The 19,636-nt window shown below is 36.4% G+C and carries 24 protein-coding genes; 10 read left to right on the top strand and 14 right to left on the bottom strand.

Translation table 11 applies throughout. The features are described from left to right. The 3 genes from M0N77_RS12935 to M0N77_RS12945 form a co-directional block, all read left to right on the top strand. Nucleotides 1–439: hypothetical protein (locus tag M0N77_RS12935; RefSeq protein WP_353105663.1), on the top strand; the 439-nt coding region annotated here is incomplete at its 5' end. 242 nt (nucleotides 440–681) lie between these two features. Further along, nucleotides 682–1,626: a replication initiation protein RepM gene (repM, locus tag M0N77_RS12940; RefSeq protein WP_353105664.1), complete on the top strand. Its 945-nt coding sequence runs from the start codon at nucleotides 682–684 to the stop codon at nucleotides 1,624–1,626. A gap of 49 nt (nucleotides 1,627–1,675) precedes the next feature. Further along, on the top strand, nucleotides 1,676–2,146 hold the full coding sequence (locus tag M0N77_RS12945) for a hypothetical protein (RefSeq protein WP_353105665.1): 471 nt from the start codon (nucleotides 1,676–1,678) through the stop codon (nucleotides 2,144–2,146). Nucleotides 2,147–2,218: 72 nt separating this feature from the next. Here the strand turns inward: M0N77_RS12945 and M0N77_RS12950 are convergent, their stop codons facing one another. Both M0N77_RS12950 and M0N77_RS12955 read right to left on the bottom strand, forming a co-directional pair. Then, entirely contained in the window at nucleotides 2,219–2,725 is a 507-nt protein-coding gene (locus M0N77_RS12950; protein ID WP_353105666.1) for a plasmid replication DNA-binding protein, read from the bottom strand. A 222-nt stretch (nucleotides 2,726–2,947) separates the two neighbouring features. Next, a complete protein-coding gene (locus M0N77_RS12955; protein WP_353105667.1) occupies nucleotides 2,948–3,661 on the bottom strand; it encodes an Eco47II family restriction endonuclease in 714 nt (237 codons plus the stop codon). A 93-nt stretch (nucleotides 3,662–3,754) separates the two neighbouring features. Here M0N77_RS12955 and M0N77_RS12960 point away from each other — a divergent pair, with 93 nt between their 5' ends. Then, nucleotides 3,755–5,005, top strand: a complete 1,251-nt coding sequence (locus M0N77_RS12960) for a DNA cytosine methyltransferase (protein ID WP_353105668.1) — start codon at nucleotides 3,755–3,757, stop codon at nucleotides 5,003–5,005. Between the two features lie 187 nt (nucleotides 5,006–5,192). Then, complete coding sequence (locus tag M0N77_RS12965; protein WP_353105669.1) at nucleotides 5,193–5,888, top strand: hypothetical protein; 696 nt, start codon at nucleotides 5,193–5,195, stop codon at nucleotides 5,886–5,888. A 265-nt stretch (nucleotides 5,889–6,153) separates the two neighbouring features. Here M0N77_RS12965 and M0N77_RS12970 read toward each other — a convergent pair whose 3' ends face one another. The 5 genes from M0N77_RS12970 to mobC (M0N77_RS12990) form a co-directional block, all read right to left on the bottom strand. Then, nucleotides 6,154–6,576 carry a protein-export chaperone SecB gene (locus M0N77_RS12970; protein WP_353105670.1) on the bottom strand — a complete coding sequence of 141 codons (423 nt, stop codon included), beginning with the start codon at nucleotides 6,574–6,576 and terminating at the stop codon, nucleotides 6,154–6,156. Nucleotides 6,577–6,592: 16 nt separating this feature from the next. After that, on the bottom strand, nucleotides 6,593–6,976 hold the full coding sequence (locus M0N77_RS12975; RefSeq protein ID WP_353105671.1) for a hypothetical protein: 384 nt from the start codon (nucleotides 6,974–6,976) through the stop codon (nucleotides 6,593–6,595). An 87-nt stretch (nucleotides 6,977–7,063) separates the two neighbouring features. Then, complete coding sequence (locus tag M0N77_RS12980) at nucleotides 7,064–7,660, bottom strand: hypothetical protein (protein WP_353105672.1); 597 nt, start codon at nucleotides 7,658–7,660, stop codon at nucleotides 7,064–7,066. A 441-nt stretch (nucleotides 7,661–8,101) separates the two neighbouring features. Then, nucleotides 8,102–9,232, bottom strand: coding sequence for a relaxase/mobilization nuclease domain-containing protein (locus M0N77_RS12985; RefSeq protein WP_353105673.1), 1,131 nt, complete (start codon nucleotides 9,230–9,232; stop codon nucleotides 8,102–8,104). Further along, complete coding sequence (gene mobC, locus M0N77_RS12990; RefSeq protein WP_353105674.1) at nucleotides 9,222–9,587, bottom strand: plasmid mobilization relaxosome protein MobC; 366 nt, start codon at nucleotides 9,585–9,587, stop codon at nucleotides 9,222–9,224. The genes M0N77_RS12985 and mobC (M0N77_RS12990) overlap by 11 nt, the downstream gene beginning before the upstream one ends. 298 nt (nucleotides 9,588–9,885) lie before the next feature. Between mobC (M0N77_RS12990) and M0N77_RS12995 the strand changes: the two genes are divergently transcribed. The 3 genes from M0N77_RS12995 (at nucleotide 9,886) to M0N77_RS13005 (ending at nucleotide 11,964) form a co-directional block, all read left to right on the top strand. Further along, nucleotides 9,886–10,257 carry a hypothetical protein gene (locus M0N77_RS12995; RefSeq protein WP_353105675.1) on the top strand — a complete coding sequence of 124 codons (372 nt, stop codon included), beginning with the start codon at nucleotides 9,886–9,888 and terminating at the stop codon, nucleotides 10,255–10,257. A 242-nt stretch (nucleotides 10,258–10,499) separates the two neighbouring features. Then, nucleotides 10,500–11,444, top strand: coding sequence for a replication initiation protein RepM (repM, locus tag M0N77_RS13000; RefSeq protein WP_353105664.1), 945 nt, complete (start codon nucleotides 10,500–10,502; stop codon nucleotides 11,442–11,444). Between the two features lie 49 nt (nucleotides 11,445–11,493). Beyond that, nucleotides 11,494–11,964, top strand: a complete 471-nt coding sequence (locus M0N77_RS13005) for a hypothetical protein (protein WP_353105665.1) — start codon at nucleotides 11,494–11,496, stop codon at nucleotides 11,962–11,964. 72 nt (nucleotides 11,965–12,036) lie between these two features. Here M0N77_RS13005 and M0N77_RS13010 read toward each other — a convergent pair whose 3' ends face one another. Next, a complete protein-coding gene (locus M0N77_RS13010) occupies nucleotides 12,037–12,543 on the bottom strand; it encodes a plasmid replication DNA-binding protein (RefSeq protein ID WP_353105666.1) in 507 nt (168 codons plus the stop codon). Between the two features lie 222 nt (nucleotides 12,544–12,765). Beyond that, nucleotides 12,766–13,479: an Eco47II family restriction endonuclease gene (locus tag M0N77_RS13015; protein ID WP_353105667.1), complete on the bottom strand. Its 714-nt coding sequence runs from the start codon at nucleotides 13,477–13,479 to the stop codon at nucleotides 12,766–12,768. A 93-nt stretch (nucleotides 13,480–13,572) separates the two neighbouring features. Between M0N77_RS13015 and M0N77_RS13020 the strand changes: the two genes are divergently transcribed. Then, on the top strand, nucleotides 13,573–14,823 hold the full coding sequence (locus tag M0N77_RS13020) for a DNA cytosine methyltransferase (protein WP_353105668.1): 1,251 nt from the start codon (nucleotides 13,573–13,575) through the stop codon (nucleotides 14,821–14,823). 187 nt (nucleotides 14,824–15,010) lie between these two features. After that, a complete protein-coding gene (locus tag M0N77_RS13025) occupies nucleotides 15,011–15,706 on the top strand; it encodes a hypothetical protein (RefSeq protein ID WP_353105669.1) in 696 nt (231 codons plus the stop codon). Nucleotides 15,707–15,971: 265 nt separating this feature from the next. On the opposite strand, the gene M0N77_RS13030 is transcribed toward M0N77_RS13025, so the two are convergent. From M0N77_RS13030 to mobC (M0N77_RS13050), 5 genes are all read right to left on the bottom strand, one after another. After that, nucleotides 15,972–16,394, bottom strand: coding sequence for a protein-export chaperone SecB (locus M0N77_RS13030; protein WP_353105670.1), 423 nt, complete (start codon nucleotides 16,392–16,394; stop codon nucleotides 15,972–15,974). A 16-nt stretch (nucleotides 16,395–16,410) separates the two neighbouring features. After that, a complete protein-coding gene (locus tag M0N77_RS13035; protein ID WP_353105671.1) occupies nucleotides 16,411–16,794 on the bottom strand; it encodes a hypothetical protein in 384 nt (127 codons plus the stop codon). A gap of 87 nt (nucleotides 16,795–16,881) precedes the next feature. After that, nucleotides 16,882–17,478 (bottom strand): hypothetical protein, encoded by a 597-nt coding sequence (locus M0N77_RS13040; protein ID WP_353105672.1) that lies wholly within the window; start codon nucleotides 17,476–17,478, stop codon nucleotides 16,882–16,884. Between the two features lie 441 nt (nucleotides 17,479–17,919). Next, the gene (locus tag M0N77_RS13045; protein ID WP_353105673.1) at nucleotides 17,920–19,050 is read right to left on the bottom strand and encodes a relaxase/mobilization nuclease domain-containing protein; all 1,131 of its coding nucleotides are present in this window, start codon (nucleotides 19,048–19,050) and stop codon (nucleotides 17,920–17,922) included. Next, a complete protein-coding gene (mobC, locus tag M0N77_RS13050; RefSeq protein ID WP_353105674.1) occupies nucleotides 19,040–19,405 on the bottom strand; it encodes a plasmid mobilization relaxosome protein MobC in 366 nt (121 codons plus the stop codon). Before mobC (M0N77_RS13050) ends, M0N77_RS13045 begins: the two co-directional genes overlap by 11 nt. Between the last annotated feature and the right edge of the window lie 231 nt (nucleotides 19,406–19,636).

Genomic DNA, 19,636 nt, shown 5'->3' on the forward strand with positions numbered 1-19,636 from the left:
GGTAACATTATTGTCTGTACCTATTCTAAAAGTGAGTGAGTTATTTATGGATAAGAGACGTAGGAATATGCAACGTTACAATGCGGTACGTTCTGCTCGAGTTGAAGCCATGATTGAGTTCTTAAAAGATATCGATTTTGGTGGTACTGAACTTTGCCAACTTGGTATAGAAGACGGGTATAGGTTAGAACGTGAAATTAACTCTTATAGAGCTATGCAAATAGCTAGGTACTTTGGAGTTAATGTCAGTAAATCAAAATTAACTCAATTCTCTAAACCTAAAGATCATAGATACGATTTTACTGCTGACCAACTAATGGGTTATATCAATGAGCATTATGATGAGCTAATGAATTACTGGGAGTGGTTTGTACAACCAGCTATACGTAAAGCTAGAGAGAAGTATCCTACTGAAGAAGAATTAGAAAATAAGAAGTAAAAGGTTTTTAATGTTTTTAATAGCTTTTAATAGCTTTTAAGTAAGCTGTATCCCTTACTGCTCAATACTTATAGGTTGTATAAGTATACGTTTATACACCCATAGATATACGTTTATACACCCATAGATATACGTTTATACACCCATAGATATACGTTTATACACCCATAGATATACGTCTTTACAGCAACAGTATATTTATATACAATATAAAATTGAATGTATATAAATACGGATTTTATATGACAAAAACTAGCATAGTAAGCAAAGCTAATGCGTTTATTGAATCAGGCTATGCGATTAACTTAGTCGCTCAGCGTGTAATTATTTTAGCTATTATTGAAGCGAGAGAACAAGGAAGTATGTCTGAAATTGGAGGTATCCACCGTATCAGAGCGTCTGATTACGGGAAGCATTTTGAATGTGATAAAACTACTGCTTATCGCTCACTGAAGTCTGCTTGTGAAAGTCTTTACGAAAGTGAGTTTGTTTGGACTGATAAGGATTCAAAGGGACGTGACAAGATAAATAAGTCCAGATTCGTGCAACGTGCTTCGTATAGTGAGGGCGGTGGGTATGTAGAGGTTATGTTTGGAAACGACGTTATTCCACTGATAACAAGACTTAGTGAAAAATATACAGAGTACGAGCTACAACAAATAAAAGACCTAAATAGCATCTACGCATTGCGTATCTTTGAAATATTAATGCAGTGGAGTAGTGTTGGTAAAACCCCTCCAATTACAATTGAAAATTTACGTACTCGTTTGGGTATCGAAGAGCACCAATATAAAACTATGGGTAATTTTAAGAGTCGTGTCTTAGACCATGCTATTAATGAGATTAATGATAATACAAATATTACAGCGACTTATGAACAGCACAAAGAAGGCCGTAGAATTGTTGGATTTACGTTCAAATTTAAAATAAAAACTAAGCCTGAGAAAGCGACAGGCATAAAGAGAGACGGTGATACGCCTGATATGCTGACTCCTTTAAAAATGACAGATAAACAAAAAGGTGTTTTTGCGACTAAGCTATCGAGAATGAGTGAGCTGGCTAACTATGCTAAGCAAGGTGAAGATTATAAAGCGTTTGCTGAGCGGATTGAGAATGAGCTATTGGATGAAAGTAAGCATGTTTTCTATATACCCTATCTTGATAAATTAGGTTTTAAAAATTCCTAAACCCATACTTCTTTTTTTTCTTTTATATACAACGATAAGGACTATAGCCATGACTACTGGTACATCAGAATTAAATACGCAGGATTTTATTGCAGAATTTGGGCAGCATGAGCTTGTAAATGATTTTAGCGAAGAAGCGATTAACGCTATTTTAAGCCAATATAACCGTGTAAAAAGCGAAAGCAACGACCCAGCATCTATTGCTTGGGAGCCGCTCTTTAATGACGCCCTAGAGTGGTGTGCTTCAGGTGTTGTTTATGAGCTTAGTAGCGAAGTAAGAGAACATACTAGCGAAATTATCAATATGGTTCGTACTGCTGATATTAGTATTAGTGCCGATGCGAAAGAGAAATTTGATAACTTGGAACATGATTTAAGTGATGAGGAATTGCTACAATTTTTAAAGCCTGAGTTGATGAAATCAACTGATTATTTTAATAAGGTTGCAGCTATTCTAGCTCATGAAAATAACTTCACAAAACTTGATAACGGCAAGTATCTTATTTTAGGCGCTTACTGATTGGAATGAGGCAGTTAGTGAATTATAAGCATTTATATAGAATTTGGGATGACTTCCCAGCATCAGTTACAGTCAAAAGAACCACCGTTTTTTCTTCTTAGCCGTCGCGACGATTGAATCATCTTTTTTTTCTTGCTCTTGTTCAAGTGGCGGCTCATAGCTCATCTCAGCTTGCTTAAACTCTAGCAGCCTCACTTGTGCAAAGTCTTGGATACTGGCGTTGGCTTTTTCTAACGTTTTATTCAGCTGGCTTATCTGATCTTGGTAATTCGCTATCAGCTGTTTTTGATCGCTGACTTGTTGGCTGAGGTGTTCATTCTTGAGCTTTTCAAGCGCTAATAGGTGTTCAATATCCGTATTGTACTGAACACTTTGACTGTTCAGAGGTGTACTTTGAATAGTGTCCACTGAACGTTCAGTACGTTTTTTAGAAATGGGCTCACCAAACACGCGCAACATTTCTGAAACGTCTATTTTCTTATCTGCTGTTCTAGAAAGCTCACCATCATTGACCTTCTGATAGATCGTGGTTCTTGATACACCCCATTCTTTTGCCGCTTTTGTCACCGATATGTTCATTGTTCACCTAGTGTTCAAGTACGTTTTTAGAAACTGTACAGTACAACTGTCCAGAACGTTCAGTGAACAACTATGGCACTAACTTAACTGGTAGGCAAATTAAAAAATTATCAGAGGCATCTGTACTTGTACAAATGCCTCTCAAAGCTACTAATCAATTATAGTGCATCTACTGTTGGAATCTTTTTATAATAGAATACTTACTTATTTATAAGTGCCAGTTTAAGAATCTGAAGGAAATATTTTGTTAAATAACTCGGGGAAAATGTCGTCACCTTTTACATCATCAGCATTTCTTTGAACGTTAAAAGTCTCTTCAAGAATCTCTGATGTTAATTCAGGAAGCATGGAGTAAAGTTCTTCCAAGGCATTTTCTTCCCCGGTGATTATTTTATAAAACGACTTTCCATCAATGATACGAATATCATCTCTAATTACCCTTGATGAGCTATCTGTATTATCTGATGGGCTAAAGGGTTTATCATAGGTCTTACCATTTTTTGGCAAAATCTCTACATAGTAACCTGTGTAGTCTTCATGGTTTTCTAATACGCTTTCTATGTCGTCGTATATGCTCTTTTTATGGTTACCTTTAGTGGTGTTCCACTTGTTTTTAACCTCTGCAATGATCTGACGTCCATCCGCTCTTACATCTACTACCCCTCCTACCCCTAAGTCTTCCACTCCATCAAGTGTTCCCAATACCTTCTGATGAAAGTCACCTATCTTATTCTGTAAGGTTTTCTGAGCCTGCCTTTGCTTTTCTGACTCCTTCCACTCTTCTAATGTAAGCCCTCGAATAGATGAGTCAATCACAGCTGAAAAACAATCTAAAGTATTGCTATAAATATCCTTTTCCTGCTGTTGAGCCTCATATGTACTTTGTACTATAGGTTTTAACACCTCTTTAACTTTATTTCTATCAAATACGCTCATTTAAAACTCCTTAAAAAAAATTAAAAACTGGACCTTTTAACCAGTTACTGTTAGTATTTACCCACTTCATTAGAATTGAAAAGAGGCAAGTGAGTGTATCAAGAAAATTTTTTTTCAGCGCAAATAGTTGCTGATACTTTGTCTGTATCTAAAAGAAATGTAGAAACCTGGGCCAAGAATGGCAAGCTGGTTCCAAAGCTAGACCCTGAGACAAATAAAAAGCCTTATACAAAGCAACAGCTAGAAATATTTCCACAGTTTTCTGCAATGTTTAATAGCAGCTGGGATGAAGATGTATCTATAAAACCTTCAAGAGAATATTCTTTAGTTGAGCTTTTTGCTGGCGCTGGTGGATTAGCACTAGGATTAGAGCAAGCCGGATTTAAATCTGTATTACTTAATGAGAAGGATAAGTATGCGTGTGAGACCCTTCGTATAAATCGTCCTGATTGGAATGTAGTTGAAGATGATATAGCGAATGTAAATTTTGAGAGTTTAAAAGGAAAAGTGGATTTGCTAACAGGTGGTTTTCCTTGTCAGCCCTTCTCTTATGCAGGTAAGCAATTAGGTTTTGAAGACCTCAGAGGTACTTTAGTATTTGAAATGGCTAGAGCTATAAAAGAAGTTCAGCCTAAAGTATTCCTAGCTGAGAATGTTAAGGGATTAGCAGAAAATGATAAAGGTAGGACATTAAGTACGATTGTAAAGGTCTTAGAGGATTTAGGTTATAAGATTATTGAGAATGATATTTATAAAGCAATGTTTTACAAAGTTCCACAAAAAAGAGAAAGGTTAATTGTAATTGGTGTTAGAGCGGATATATACGAAACAATGATATATAAGAAGCCTTCACCCTATACTCGATTACTGACTGTAAAAGACGCATTAACAGCAGGTGAGCTTTATAAAACAGATGTGCCTGAATCAACAGGCCAACTTTATCCAAAGCGTAAACAAGAGATAATGTCTCATGTGCCTGAAGGTGGGTATTGGAGGGACCTACCTATAGAGCTGCAAAAAGAATATATGATGAAGAGTTTTTATCTTGGAGGAGGAAAAACAGGAATGGCCAGAAGGCTTTCTTGGGACGAGCCAAGTTTAACACTTGTATGTACTCCAGCTCAAAAACAGACAGAGCGTTGCCATCCTAGTGAAAATAGGCCGCTATCAACTCGTGAGTATGCTCGAATACAAACATTCCCTGACGATTGGAAGTTTGCAGGCTCTGATAGCCAAATTTACAAGCAAATCGGTAATGCTGTTCCTGTTAACCTAGCTTTAGCTATAGGTAAAGCTATCATCAGAATGTTAAACGATGCTCCAGGCAATGTCTTCGATAATTAATTTTATTCGATTCATTAGCGGTACAGTTAGCTGTGAGAAAAAATTCGTAAATGAGAGGCAAAAATACTCGCTAAAAATAGTGGGTATTTTCCTTTTCGGAAATATAGGAGTTATACTAATTAGTACATATACGCCAAGGTTCCTAATCTGTAAAGTGTAGTCATAAACTTAATCATAAGGCCATATCATGCTTAGTGCTTACCATCCTTTGGAAGACAAATTAATTACTCATAATGAATATCTAAACTACACGATAGAATGCGACGTTCAAGATAGAGGTAACGCATTGAAGGCTAGATGTCCAGTCTGTAATAACAGCATGACTACCGTAGCAGGAAAAGAAAGGGCTGACGGACACTTTCGTCATGAAGCAAAGAATTCTTGTCCAACTATAAGAACTTCAGCAGCACCATACGAAAATTTAAGACCTAGTACTATTGATGAAAAGGCAGTTGAATTTAACAAGGATTTCGTTAGGAACAATATAAATAGCATTTGGTATAAATTACAAGAGTTAGCCCCCTTTCTAAATGTAGACGAGGCCGTAGAAATATTACGTAAAGCTAGAGAGTTAAATATATATAGCTATGCTAATCTTGACCCTGAATTAATCGTCTATGTATATGTTAATCTTATAAATTTCTTACCAAGCAAAAGTTACAAAAGACTAAGAGAACTGAAGTTTCTATTTTTTTATCAGTCTGATCACAATGAAGCGGATTTATGGATTCATAGAGGTAGACCATCAAGGTTATTTAGAATTTCGTATGATAAGCAGAAGCCTTGTAAGGTAGTAGAGTTTGAATCTAGCATAGATTATCTTACTAATAATGAACGACAAGCTGACGAATGGCTACTGAATAAGCTCTCAAAAGAAATTTAAGCAATAGAAGTATCTATTAATTTCAAAGGATGAGAGGGTTTCCCAAACTATGTGTAACTACTTATGATTCATTAGCGGGAGAATAAGCAATTACTAAGCCAACTTTCATTATGAAACTAGCCGAAAAAATTGCTAATAACTAAAGACTCTGATTATTCATTGATTATGATAAATGGTTTTGGGTAGAAAAGTCAGCTTTCAATAAGAAGGGCAGTTACTAAAATATAGTAACTGCCCTTCTTATTGGTCTAGCTAACTTTTCGTACTAAGACCGTGAATTTATTGCTTCAAGCTTGTCTTTTCTTAATTGTACAAAGTTGATGGTTGGTAGAATGAAGGGCTCATATCCTGAAGTTAAGAGAAAGTTCGAGTAAAAAGCTCTAAAATAAGGATAACTGATAGCAGGAGCATTAATGAGTGCAAAGTTATCTTTTAAAAAATCAACTGTTATTAGTTCATCGACCTCGAACACAGATAGAAAAACAACTTTGATTATATAATTTTCTTTACAGTTTTTCATTTCACCATTAAACACAATCGCAAAACTATTAGATTCATCTTTTTCTTCTGGAAACATCGGATTGAAATCAAATGCAAAACTTTCGAGTTCAGAAGTATCATCTAAATCTATATCTAAGGGATCTAGATTTATTCGGATGGCTTTGGTGGAAACCAACTGTATGTTCATTATTTTCCCTTAACTCTTATGCTGCTTGACTCAGCAATTGATCAGTAGAAAATCCGTATTCATAAGATACTTGTGTAGCCTTCTTTTTAATTTTAAGAGCTGTACCAATACTTCTTACCTCTAAGAAGTAACCTTTTTTTGAATTAGTACTGTCTAGAATCGTATTTACTTTATCTACTGAAAAGCGTGAAAGGATATTTTTATAATTATTAGGACTAGTATAGCTATCATGGTCGCTCAGAAAGCTACCAGAAGTAGATATAGAGCTTGTAAACTCATCTATATTTGGTCCTGTTGCGTGTTCTTGTAATTCTAAAAACTTATCTAAAAAAACATCAGTATCCATGCTTTCTAATAAGTCTTTAGCCGACTTTAAGATAGCTTCATATTTATTATTCATAATCTCACCTACATTTTATAATTAGAATACACTGTGCTATGAAAAACCATGAAGTATTATAGACACTACTGTAATTACACAATCTTGTTAAAATCGCAGTTTGAGTTTAGAGCAATGCCATTCAGGTGCGCTCAAAAGATTTTTGCCTTCTTCATAAACTACTAACTGATGTCTAGTAAAAGGTAAGATTTCTGATTTACCTTTTAAATAACTCAAGCCCTCAATTTTTTTATTATTTATATCTTGAGACTTCATCGCTTTATAATTTAAAATTTTTTCATCTCTATAGAACTGGATAACCGTAGATACACTCACATTACTTAATTCATCTTCAAGCTTACTCTTGTCTGTACGTGTTTTAGCATTACGTACTTTCTTAACTAAGTGTTCTTTATAATCAGACATTAACTTTCTAAAAAATAAGAGTGCTCCAGCATCTCCTACCAAGTCCAATAGATCATCTTTTTCAATATCTATCTGGAATTTTACAATAACATAACTGCCTAATCTTGGCTTAATTTGACCCCAGATATGAGCATGATGATCGACATCAGTCCAAAAATAATACCCCTTACCTAACCACTCCGGATTGCCAGAATTGCTCTTAAAAGGAACTTTACTCAATATTTCGTCTTTAGTTCCACGATTATCACAAGTATGAAAGCAAGTAATTGAGACAGTCATACCTATTTCCAGCGTCATGAAAAAGAATATTTCGAATCAGAAGATCAATGAAGTTATTCAACCAAACAGTTGGTCAATATAAAGAAGTATATGTTTATTTACTATGAATATGGGTAGGAATTATGGATGATACAGTTACAGCATATAACTGTCATTAATAGATTTAGCTTGTCCTAAACCTGATATACAGTCGGAAATTTTTTTAATATTCTAAGTTCTAGCTAGAACTTAGAATCACTTTATGTGCTGTTAGTATAGTTTAAAGCACTCACTATAACAAACCTATTAAGTTTAAATAGATCTAAGATAGACTAAAAAGACCTAAAAGCAACTCAAGTTACCATGGTAAATTGCGCTTTATATACACCCTAGAGATAGTATCGCTATTAAATTACTTAGCCTATTAACTAATGATCGAAGGTACAAGTCTTAGTCAGGCTATCAAAACCCTGGTCTAAAACTCGGCCTATAAGTTTCTGCTGGAGAGGGTTTAGCTGCTTCCAGCTCCTGTTTAACCGTTTTATCTGCTGCCAACGCCTCAGGTGTGGTTGAACTATTATACCTTTCCTGATGATAAGCCTCTTTTATTTCTATCCCAGTGGCTAAGTGCTGCTCATCTAACTGCTGGCGCTTGTCTCTGCTAAATGGATGGTCGTACGCAGAATGATCTTCTTCTTTCGCATCTGGTTCAAATTGATAACCATCAAACTCTTTTTCAAACATACCGCCTTTGAGTCTAACGCCCATTGGCTTGCCATTCTTATCAGTTAGCTTATCGCTTGTCACCGATAACGTCTTCTCGCTATTACCTCGATTAATCTTTAAGCCCCAATGCTCCAGCTGACATATCACCCTTCGACGATTCATAGTGATACCATTTTGCCAATCCAGTAACAGACGACGTTTAATCGCTTCCTCCAATAGCTTACGGTTAGGAGGATTGGCGATAGTCTCCTCGTCCTTATCAGCATCCTTTTTCGTATACGCCTTTACATCAAAAGGCGTAGGGCGTGGGGCATTACTGCTGTATGGGTTCACTAAGCGTTTGCATTTAGGATCATTAGGATCACTCAACGGCTCACCCTTAATGGTTTTTATTTCTGAATTGATAATATTTTTCCAAGCGTTAACCCTTTTTTGGTCTGCCGGCTCATAGTACGGCTGAAAAGACTTACCTGATCGCAGTTCCTGACAGGGAATTACAAAGTTTAGCTCCAGTCGTCCGACAGGATGAGCGTCATCAATGTCTTTATCCGCATGCTCAACCCATAGAATATCGTACTGATCACTCTCTAAACCGCAGAATATGACCGCTTCAAACTCCTGCATAATGCGCTTTTTATCGGATTCGCTAATCTCATCCGCACGTTCACTAAAAGATAAGTACCCTGACTTATATTTATTCTTGTGAGAGGTGGTATTAATTAAGTGCTCAGTGAGCACAGGATCGCCGTACAGCACTTTTGCATACGATCTAGGCACCAAAGTACCCTTACTCCCTTTCTCTTTAAGAAGGTAGTCTAAAACGCCACTCGCTTTGCCCTTACCATGCTTAGAGAACTTAACAATCATCACTATCCCTCGCGGCTACCTTTGAGTATTCGATACTGGTCTCTATCAGCACATGTAGCTGTTCCCTAATCGCTTTAACCTCACTCAAAACCTCGGCATCGACTTGCTTTTCGGTATTCACATGCTTGGTTAGCTGATTAAGATTACTGCCAATCCTACCCAACTGGCGCACTAATTCAGGATCAACTGACTTAACAGGAGTAACCCCTAATGCCAATCCTCGTAACCAACTGGCCACCGTATTTTCACGATTCCTTTTTTTTATCTCAGCAAGTTCGTAGTCATTGACGCGAATTGCAATCTCTCTATTTCGCTTGGCTCTCTTGTCAAGAACGGCAGTTTTTGGCTCAATCATAACGATTACCTAGGTAAGAGTTTTTGGGGGTTTTAAGGGGTCTCCCCTTAACCAGCTCACATGAGGGATAGGATAATTATTACGTAGTAATAAATAGCCCCCTCTTGTGACTGCTGGCTTAATATATCTTATCATACAATCTATATTTGGCTGTACCTAATTGGAAATAAATGACTGTACCTATAGATTGTCTATTGTGTGTACCTACATAAGGTAAATGGCTGTACCTATGGTAACATTATTGTCTGTACCTATTCTAAAAGTGAGTGAGTTATTTATGGATAAGAGACGTAGGAATATGCAACGTTACAATGCGGTACGTTCTGCTCGAGTTGAAGCCATGATTGAGTTCTTAAAAGATATCGATTTTGGTGGTACTGAACTTTGCCAACTTGGTATAGAAGACGGGTATAGGTTAGAACGTGAAATTAACTCTTATAGAGCTATGCAAATAGCTAGGTACTTTGGAGTTAATGTCAGTAAATCAAAATTAACTCAATTCTCTAAACCTAAAGATCATAGATACGATTTTACTGCTGACCAACTAATGGGTTATATCAATGAGCATTATGATGAGCTAATGAATTACTGGGAGTGGTTTGTACAACCAGCTATACGTAAAGCTAGAGAGAAGTATCCTACTGAAGAAGAATTAGAAAATAAGAAGTAAAAGGTTTTTAATGTTTTTAATAGCTTTTAATAGCTTTTAAGTAAGCTGTATCCCTTACTGCTCAATACTTATAGGTTGTATAAGTATACGTTTATACACCCATAGATATACGTTTATACACCCATAGATATACGTTTATACACCCATAGATATACGTTTATACACCCATAGATATACGTCTTTACAGCAACAGTATATTTATATACAATATAAAATTGAATGTATATAAATACGGATTTTATATGACAAAAACTAGCATAGTAAGCAAAGCTAATGCGTTTATTGAATCAGGCTATGCGATTAACTTAGTCGCTCAGCGTGTAATTATTTTAGCTATTATTGAAGCGAGAGAACAAGGAAGTATGTCTGAAATTGGAGGTATCCACCGTATCAGAGCGTCTGATTACGGGAAGCATTTTGAATGTGATAAAACTACTGCTTATCGCTCACTGAAGTCTGCTTGTGAAAGTCTTTACGAAAGTGAGTTTGTTTGGACTGATAAGGATTCAAAGGGACGTGACAAGATAAATAAGTCCAGATTCGTGCAACGTGCTTCGTATAGTGAGGGCGGTGGGTATGTAGAGGTTATGTTTGGAAACGACGTTATTCCACTGATAACAAGACTTAGTGAAAAATATACAGAGTACGAGCTACAACAAATAAAAGACCTAAATAGCATCTACGCATTGCGTATCTTTGAAATATTAATGCAGTGGAGTAGTGTTGGTAAAACCCCTCCAATTACAATTGAAAATTTACGTACTCGTTTGGGTATCGAAGAGCACCAATATAAAACTATGGGTAATTTTAAGAGTCGTGTCTTAGACCATGCTATTAATGAGATTAATGATAATACAAATATTACAGCGACTTATGAACAGCACAAAGAAGGCCGTAGAATTGTTGGATTTACGTTCAAATTTAAAATAAAAACTAAGCCTGAGAAAGCGACAGGCATAAAGAGAGACGGTGATACGCCTGATATGCTGACTCCTTTAAAAATGACAGATAAACAAAAAGGTGTTTTTGCGACTAAGCTATCGAGAATGAGTGAGCTGGCTAACTATGCTAAGCAAGGTGAAGATTATAAAGCGTTTGCTGAGCGGATTGAGAATGAGCTATTGGATGAAAGTAAGCATGTTTTCTATATACCCTATCTTGATAAATTAGGTTTTAAAAATTCCTAAACCCATACTTCTTTTTTTTCTTTTATATACAACGATAAGGACTATAGCCATGACTACTGGTACATCAGAATTAAATACGCAGGATTTTATTGCAGAATTTGGGCAGCATGAGCTTGTAAATGATTTTAGCGAAGAAGCGATTAACGCTATTTTAAGCCAATATAACCGTGTAAAAAGCGAAAGCAACGACCCAGCATCTATTGCTTGGGAGCCGCTCTTTAATGACGCCCTAGAGTGGTGTGCTTCAGGTGTTGTTTATGAGCTTAGTAGCGAAGTAAGAGAACATACTAGCGAAATTATCAATATGGTTCGTACTGCTGATATTAGTATTAGTGCCGATGCGAAAGAGAAATTTGATAACTTGGAACATGATTTAAGTGATGAGGAATTGCTACAATTTTTAAAGCCTGAGTTGATGAAATCAACTGATTATTTTAATAAGGTTGCAGCTATTCTAGCTCATGAAAATAACTTCACAAAACTTGATAACGGCAAGTATCTTATTTTAGGCGCTTACTGATTGGAATGAGGCAGTTAGTGAATTATAAGCATTTATATAGAATTTGGGATGACTTCCCAGCATCAGTTACAGTCAAAAGAACCACCGTTTTTTCTTCTTAGCCGTCGCGACGATTGAATCATCTTTTTTTTCTTGCTCTTGTTCAAGTGGCGGCTCATAGCTCATCTCAGCTTGCTTAAACTCTAGCAGCCTCACTTGTGCAAAGTCTTGGATACTGGCGTTGGCTTTTTCTAACGTTTTATTCAGCTGGCTTATCTGATCTTGGTAATTCGCTATCAGCTGTTTTTGATCGCTGACTTGTTGGCTGAGGTGTTCATTCTTGAGCTTTTCAAGCGCTAATAGGTGTTCAATATCCGTATTGTACTGAACACTTTGACTGTTCAGAGGTGTACTTTGAATAGTGTCCACTGAACGTTCAGTACGTTTTTTAGAAATGGGCTCACCAAACACGCGCAACATTTCTGAAACGTCTATTTTCTTATCTGCTGTTCTAGAAAGCTCACCATCATTGACCTTCTGATAGATCGTGGTTCTTGATACACCCCATTCTTTTGCCGCTTTTGTCACCGATATGTTCATTGTTCACCTAGTGTTCAAGTACGTTTTTAGAAACTGTACAGTACAACTGTCCAGAACGTTCAGTGAACAACTATGGCACTAACTTAACTGGTAGGCAAATTAAAAAATTATCAGAGGCATCTGTACTTGTACAAATGCCTCTCAAAGCTACTAATCAATTATAGTGCATCTACTGTTGGAATCTTTTTATAATAGAATACTTACTTATTTATAAGTGCCAGTTTAAGAATCTGAAGGAAATATTTTGTTAAATAACTCGGGGAAAATGTCGTCACCTTTTACATCATCAGCATTTCTTTGAACGTTAAAAGTCTCTTCAAGAATCTCTGATGTTAATTCAGGAAGCATGGAGTAAAGTTCTTCCAAGGCATTTTCTTCCCCGGTGATTATTTTATAAAACGACTTTCCATCAATGATACGAATATCATCTCTAATTACCCTTGATGAGCTATCTGTATTATCTGATGGGCTAAAGGGTTTATCATAGGTCTTACCATTTTTTGGCAAAATCTCTACATAGTAACCTGTGTAGTCTTCATGGTTTTCTAATACGCTTTCTATGTCGTCGTATATGCTCTTTTTATGGTTACCTTTAGTGGTGTTCCACTTGTTTTTAACCTCTGCAATGATCTGACGTCCATCCGCTCTTACATCTACTACCCCTCCTACCCCTAAGTCTTCCACTCCATCAAGTGTTCCCAATACCTTCTGATGAAAGTCACCTATCTTATTCTGTAAGGTTTTCTGAGCCTGCCTTTGCTTTTCTGACTCCTTCCACTCTTCTAATGTAAGCCCTCGAATAGATGAGTCAATCACAGCTGAAAAACAATCTAAAGTATTGCTATAAATATCCTTTTCCTGCTGTTGAGCCTCATATGTACTTTGTACTATAGGTTTTAACACCTCTTTAACTTTATTTCTATCAAATACGCTCATTTAAAACTCCTTAAAAAAAATTAAAAACTGGACCTTTTAACCAGTTACTGTTAGTATTTACCCACTTCATTAGAATTGAAAAGAGGCAAGTGAGTGTATCAAGAAAATTTTTTTTCAGCGCAAATAGTTGCTGATACTTTGTCTGTATCTAAAAGAAATGTAGAAACCTGGGCCAAGAATGGCAAGCTGGTTCCAAAGCTAGACCCTGAGACAAATAAAAAGCCTTATACAAAGCAACAGCTAGAAATATTTCCACAGTTTTCTGCAATGTTTAATAGCAGCTGGGATGAAGATGTATCTATAAAACCTTCAAGAGAATATTCTTTAGTTGAGCTTTTTGCTGGCGCTGGTGGATTAGCACTAGGATTAGAGCAAGCCGGATTTAAATCTGTATTACTTAATGAGAAGGATAAGTATGCGTGTGAGACCCTTCGTATAAATCGTCCTGATTGGAATGTAGTTGAAGATGATATAGCGAATGTAAATTTTGAGAGTTTAAAAGGAAAAGTGGATTTGCTAACAGGTGGTTTTCCTTGTCAGCCCTTCTCTTATGCAGGTAAGCAATTAGGTTTTGAAGACCTCAGAGGTACTTTAGTATTTGAAATGGCTAGAGCTATAAAAGAAGTTCAGCCTAAAGTATTCCTAGCTGAGAATGTTAAGGGATTAGCAGAAAATGATAAAGGTAGGACATTAAGTACGATTGTAAAGGTCTTAGAGGATTTAGGTTATAAGATTATTGAGAATGATATTTATAAAGCAATGTTTTACAAAGTTCCACAAAAAAGAGAAAGGTTAATTGTAATTGGTGTTAGAGCGGATATATACGAAACAATGATATATAAGAAGCCTTCACCCTATACTCGATTACTGACTGTAAAAGACGCATTAACAGCAGGTGAGCTTTATAAAACAGATGTGCCTGAATCAACAGGCCAACTTTATCCAAAGCGTAAACAAGAGATAATGTCTCATGTGCCTGAAGGTGGGTATTGGAGGGACCTACCTATAGAGCTGCAAAAAGAATATATGATGAAGAGTTTTTATCTTGGAGGAGGAAAAACAGGAATGGCCAGAAGGCTTTCTTGGGACGAGCCAAGTTTAACACTTGTATGTACTCCAGCTCAAAAACAGACAGAGCGTTGCCATCCTAGTGAAAATAGGCCGCTATCAACTCGTGAGTATGCTCGAATACAAACATTCCCTGACGATTGGAAGTTTGCAGGCTCTGATAGCCAAATTTACAAGCAAATCGGTAATGCTGTTCCTGTTAACCTAGCTTTAGCTATAGGTAAAGCTATCATCAGAATGTTAAACGATGCTCCAGGCAATGTCTTCGATAATTAATTTTATTCGATTCATTAGCGGTACAGTTAGCTGTGAGAAAAAATTCGTAAATGAGAGGCAAAAATACTCGCTAAAAATAGTGGGTATTTTCCTTTTCGGAAATATAGGAGTTATACTAATTAGTACATATACGCCAAGGTTCCTAATCTGTAAAGTGTAGTCATAAACTTAATCATAAGGCCATATCATGCTTAGTGCTTACCATCCTTTGGAAGACAAATTAATTACTCATAATGAATATCTAAACTACACGATAGAATGCGACGTTCAAGATAGAGGTAACGCATTGAAGGCTAGATGTCCAGTCTGTAATAACAGCATGACTACCGTAGCAGGAAAAGAAAGGGCTGACGGACACTTTCGTCATGAAGCAAAGAATTCTTGTCCAACTATAAGAACTTCAGCAGCACCATACGAAAATTTAAGACCTAGTACTATTGATGAAAAGGCAGTTGAATTTAACAAGGATTTCGTTAGGAACAATATAAATAGCATTTGGTATAAATTACAAGAGTTAGCCCCCTTTCTAAATGTAGACGAGGCCGTAGAAATATTACGTAAAGCTAGAGAGTTAAATATATATAGCTATGCTAATCTTGACCCTGAATTAATCGTCTATGTATATGTTAATCTTATAAATTTCTTACCAAGCAAAAGTTACAAAAGACTAAGAGAACTGAAGTTTCTATTTTTTTATCAGTCTGATCACAATGAAGCGGATTTATGGATTCATAGAGGTAGACCATCAAGGTTATTTAGAATTTCGTATGATAAGCAGAAGCCTTGTAAGGTAGTAGAGTTTGAATCTAGCATAGATTATCTTACTAATAATGAACGACAAGCTGACGAATGGCTACTGAATAAGCTCTCAAAAGAAATTTAAGCAATAGAAGTATCTATTAATTTCAAAGGATGAGAGGGTTTCCCAAACTATGTGTAACTACTTATGATTCATTAGCGGGAGAATAAGCAATTACTAAGCCAACTTTCATTATGAAACTAGCCGAAAAAATTGCTAATAACTAAAGACTCTGATTATTCATTGATTATGATAAATGGTTTTGGGTAGAAAAGTCAGCTTTCAATAAGAAGGGCAGTTACTAAAATATAGTAACTGCCCTTCTTATTGGTCTAGCTAACTTTTCGTACTAAGACCGTGAATTTATTGCTTCAAGCTTGTCTTTTCTTAATTGTACAAAGTTGATGGTTGGTAGAATGAAGGGCTCATATCCTGAAGTTAAGAGAAAGTTCGAGTAAAAAGCTCTAAAATAAGGATAACTGATAGCAGGAGCATTAATGAGTGCAAAGTTATCTTTTAAAAAATCAACTGTTATTAGTTCATCGACCTCGAACACAGATAGAAAAACAACTTTGATTATATAATTTTCTTTACAGTTTTTCATTTCACCATTAAACACAATCGCAAAACTATTAGATTCATCTTTTTCTTCTGGAAACATCGGATTGAAATCAAATGCAAAACTTTCGAGTTCAGAAGTATCATCTAAATCTATATCTAAGGGATCTAGATTTATTCGGATGGCTTTGGTGGAAACCAACTGTATGTTCATTATTTTCCCTTAACTCTTATGCTGCTTGACTCAGCAATTGATCAGTAGAAAATCCGTATTCATAAGATACTTGTGTAGCCTTCTTTTTAATTTTAAGAGCTGTACCAATACTTCTTACCTCTAAGAAGTAACCTTTTTTTGAATTAGTACTGTCTAGAATCGTATTTACTTTATCTACTGAAAAGCGTGAAAGGATATTTTTATAATTATTAGGACTAGTATAGCTATCATGGTCGCTCAGAAAGCTACCAGAAGTAGATATAGAGCTTGTAAACTCATCTATATTTGGTCCTGTTGCGTGTTCTTGTAATTCTAAAAACTTATCTAAAAAAACATCAGTATCCATGCTTTCTAATAAGTCTTTAGCCGACTTTAAGATAGCTTCATATTTATTATTCATAATCTCACCTACATTTTATAATTAGAATACACTGTGCTATGAAAAACCATGAAGTATTATAGACACTACTGTAATTACACAATCTTGTTAAAATCGCAGTTTGAGTTTAGAGCAATGCCATTCAGGTGCGCTCAAAAGATTTTTGCCTTCTTCATAAACTACTAACTGATGTCTAGTAAAAGGTAAGATTTCTGATTTACCTTTTAAATAACTCAAGCCCTCAATTTTTTTATTATTTATATCTTGAGACTTCATCGCTTTATAATTTAAAATTTTTTCATCTCTATAGAACTGGATAACCGTAGATACACTCACATTACTTAATTCATCTTCAAGCTTACTCTTGTCTGTACGTGTTTTAGCATTACGTACTTTCTTAACTAAGTGTTCTTTATAATCAGACATTAACTTTCTAAAAAATAAGAGTGCTCCAGCATCTCCTACCAAGTCCAATAGATCATCTTTTTCAATATCTATCTGGAATTTTACAATAACATAACTGCCTAATCTTGGCTTAATTTGACCCCAGATATGAGCATGATGATCGACATCAGTCCAAAAATAATACCCCTTACCTAACCACTCCGGATTGCCAGAATTGCTCTTAAAAGGAACTTTACTCAATATTTCGTCTTTAGTTCCACGATTATCACAAGTATGAAAGCAAGTAATTGAGACAGTCATACCTATTTCCAGCGTCATGAAAAAGAATATTTCGAATCAGAAGATCAATGAAGTTATTCAACCAAACAGTTGGTCAATATAAAGAAGTATATGTTTATTTACTATGAATATGGGTAGGAATTATGGATGATACAGTTACAGCATATAACTGTCATTAATAGATTTAGCTTGTCCTAAACCTGATATACAGTCGGAAATTTTTTTAATATTCTAAGTTCTAGCTAGAACTTAGAATCACTTTATGTGCTGTTAGTATAGTTTAAAGCACTCACTATAACAAACCTATTAAGTTTAAATAGATCTAAGATAGACTAAAAAGACCTAAAAGCAACTCAAGTTACCATGGTAAATTGCGCTTTATATACACCCTAGAGATAGTATCGCTATTAAATTACTTAGCCTATTAACTAATGATCGAAGGTACAAGTCTTAGTCAGGCTATCAAAACCCTGGTCTAAAACTCGGCCTATAAGTTTCTGCTGGAGAGGGTTTAGCTGCTTCCAGCTCCTGTTTAACCGTTTTATCTGCTGCCAACGCCTCAGGTGTGGTTGAACTATTATACCTTTCCTGATGATAAGCCTCTTTTATTTCTATCCCAGTGGCTAAGTGCTGCTCATCTAACTGCTGGCGCTTGTCTCTGCTAAATGGATGGTCGTACGCAGAATGATCTTCTTCTTTCGCATCTGGTTCAAATTGATAACCATCAAACTCTTTTTCAAACATACCGCCTTTGAGTCTAACGCCCATTGGCTTGCCATTCTTATCAGTTAGCTTATCGCTTGTCACCGATAACGTCTTCTCGCTATTACCTCGATTAATCTTTAAGCCCCAATGCTCCAGCTGACATATCACCCTTCGACGATTCATAGTGATACCATTTTGCCAATCCAGTAACAGACGACGTTTAATCGCTTCCTCCAATAGCTTACGGTTAGGAGGATTGGCGATAGTCTCCTCGTCCTTATCAGCATCCTTTTTCGTATACGCCTTTACATCAAAAGGCGTAGGGCGTGGGGCATTACTGCTGTATGGGTTCACTAAGCGTTTGCATTTAGGATCATTAGGATCACTCAACGGCTCACCCTTAATGGTTTTTATTTCTGAATTGATAATATTTTTCCAAGCGTTAACCCTTTTTTGGTCTGCCGGCTCATAGTACGGCTGAAAAGACTTACCTGATCGCAGTTCCTGACAGGGAATTACAAAGTTTAGCTCCAGTCGTCCGACAGGATGAGCGTCATCAATGTCTTTATCCGCATGCTCAACCCATAGAATATCGTACTGATCACTCTCTAAACCGCAGAATATGACCGCTTCAAACTCCTGCATAATGCGCTTTTTATCGGATTCGCTAATCTCATCCGCACGTTCACTAAAAGATAAGTACCCTGACTTATATTTATTCTTGTGAGAGGTGGTATTAATTAAGTGCTCAGTGAGCACAGGATCGCCGTACAGCACTTTTGCATACGATCTAGGCACCAAAGTACCCTTACTCCCTTTCTCTTTAAGAAGGTAGTCTAAAACGCCACTCGCTTTGCCCTTACCATGCTTAGAGAACTTAACAATCATCACTATCCCTCGCGGCTACCTTTGAGTATTCGATACTGGTCTCTATCAGCACATGTAGCTGTTCCCTAATCGCTTTAACCTCACTCAAAACCTCGGCATCGACTTGCTTTTCGGTATTCACATGCTTGGTTAGCTGATTAAGATTACTGCCAATCCTACCCAACTGGCGCACTAATTCAGGATCAACTGACTTAACAGGAGTAACCCCTAATGCCAATCCTCGTAACCAACTGGCCACCGTATTTTCACGATTCCTTTTTTTTATCTCAGCAAGTTCGTAGTCATTGACGCGAATTGCAATCTCTCTATTTCGCTTGGCTCTCTTGTCAAGAACGGCAGTTTTTGGCTCAATCATAACGATTACCTAGGTAAGAGTTTTTGGGGGTTTTAAGGGGTCTCCCCTTAACCAGCTCACATGAGGGATAGGATAATTATTACGTAGTAATAAATAGCCCCCTCTTGTGACTGCTGGCTTAATATATCTTATCATACAATCTATATTTGGCTGTACCTAATTGGAAATAAATGACTGTACCTATAGATTGTCTATTGTGTGTACCTACATAAGGTAAATGGCTGTACCTAT

Origin of the sequence: Psychrobacter sp. AH5 (assembly GCF_040371085.1) — a bacterium.
Taxonomy (GTDB): Bacteria; Pseudomonadota; Gammaproteobacteria; order Pseudomonadales; family Moraxellaceae; genus Psychrobacter.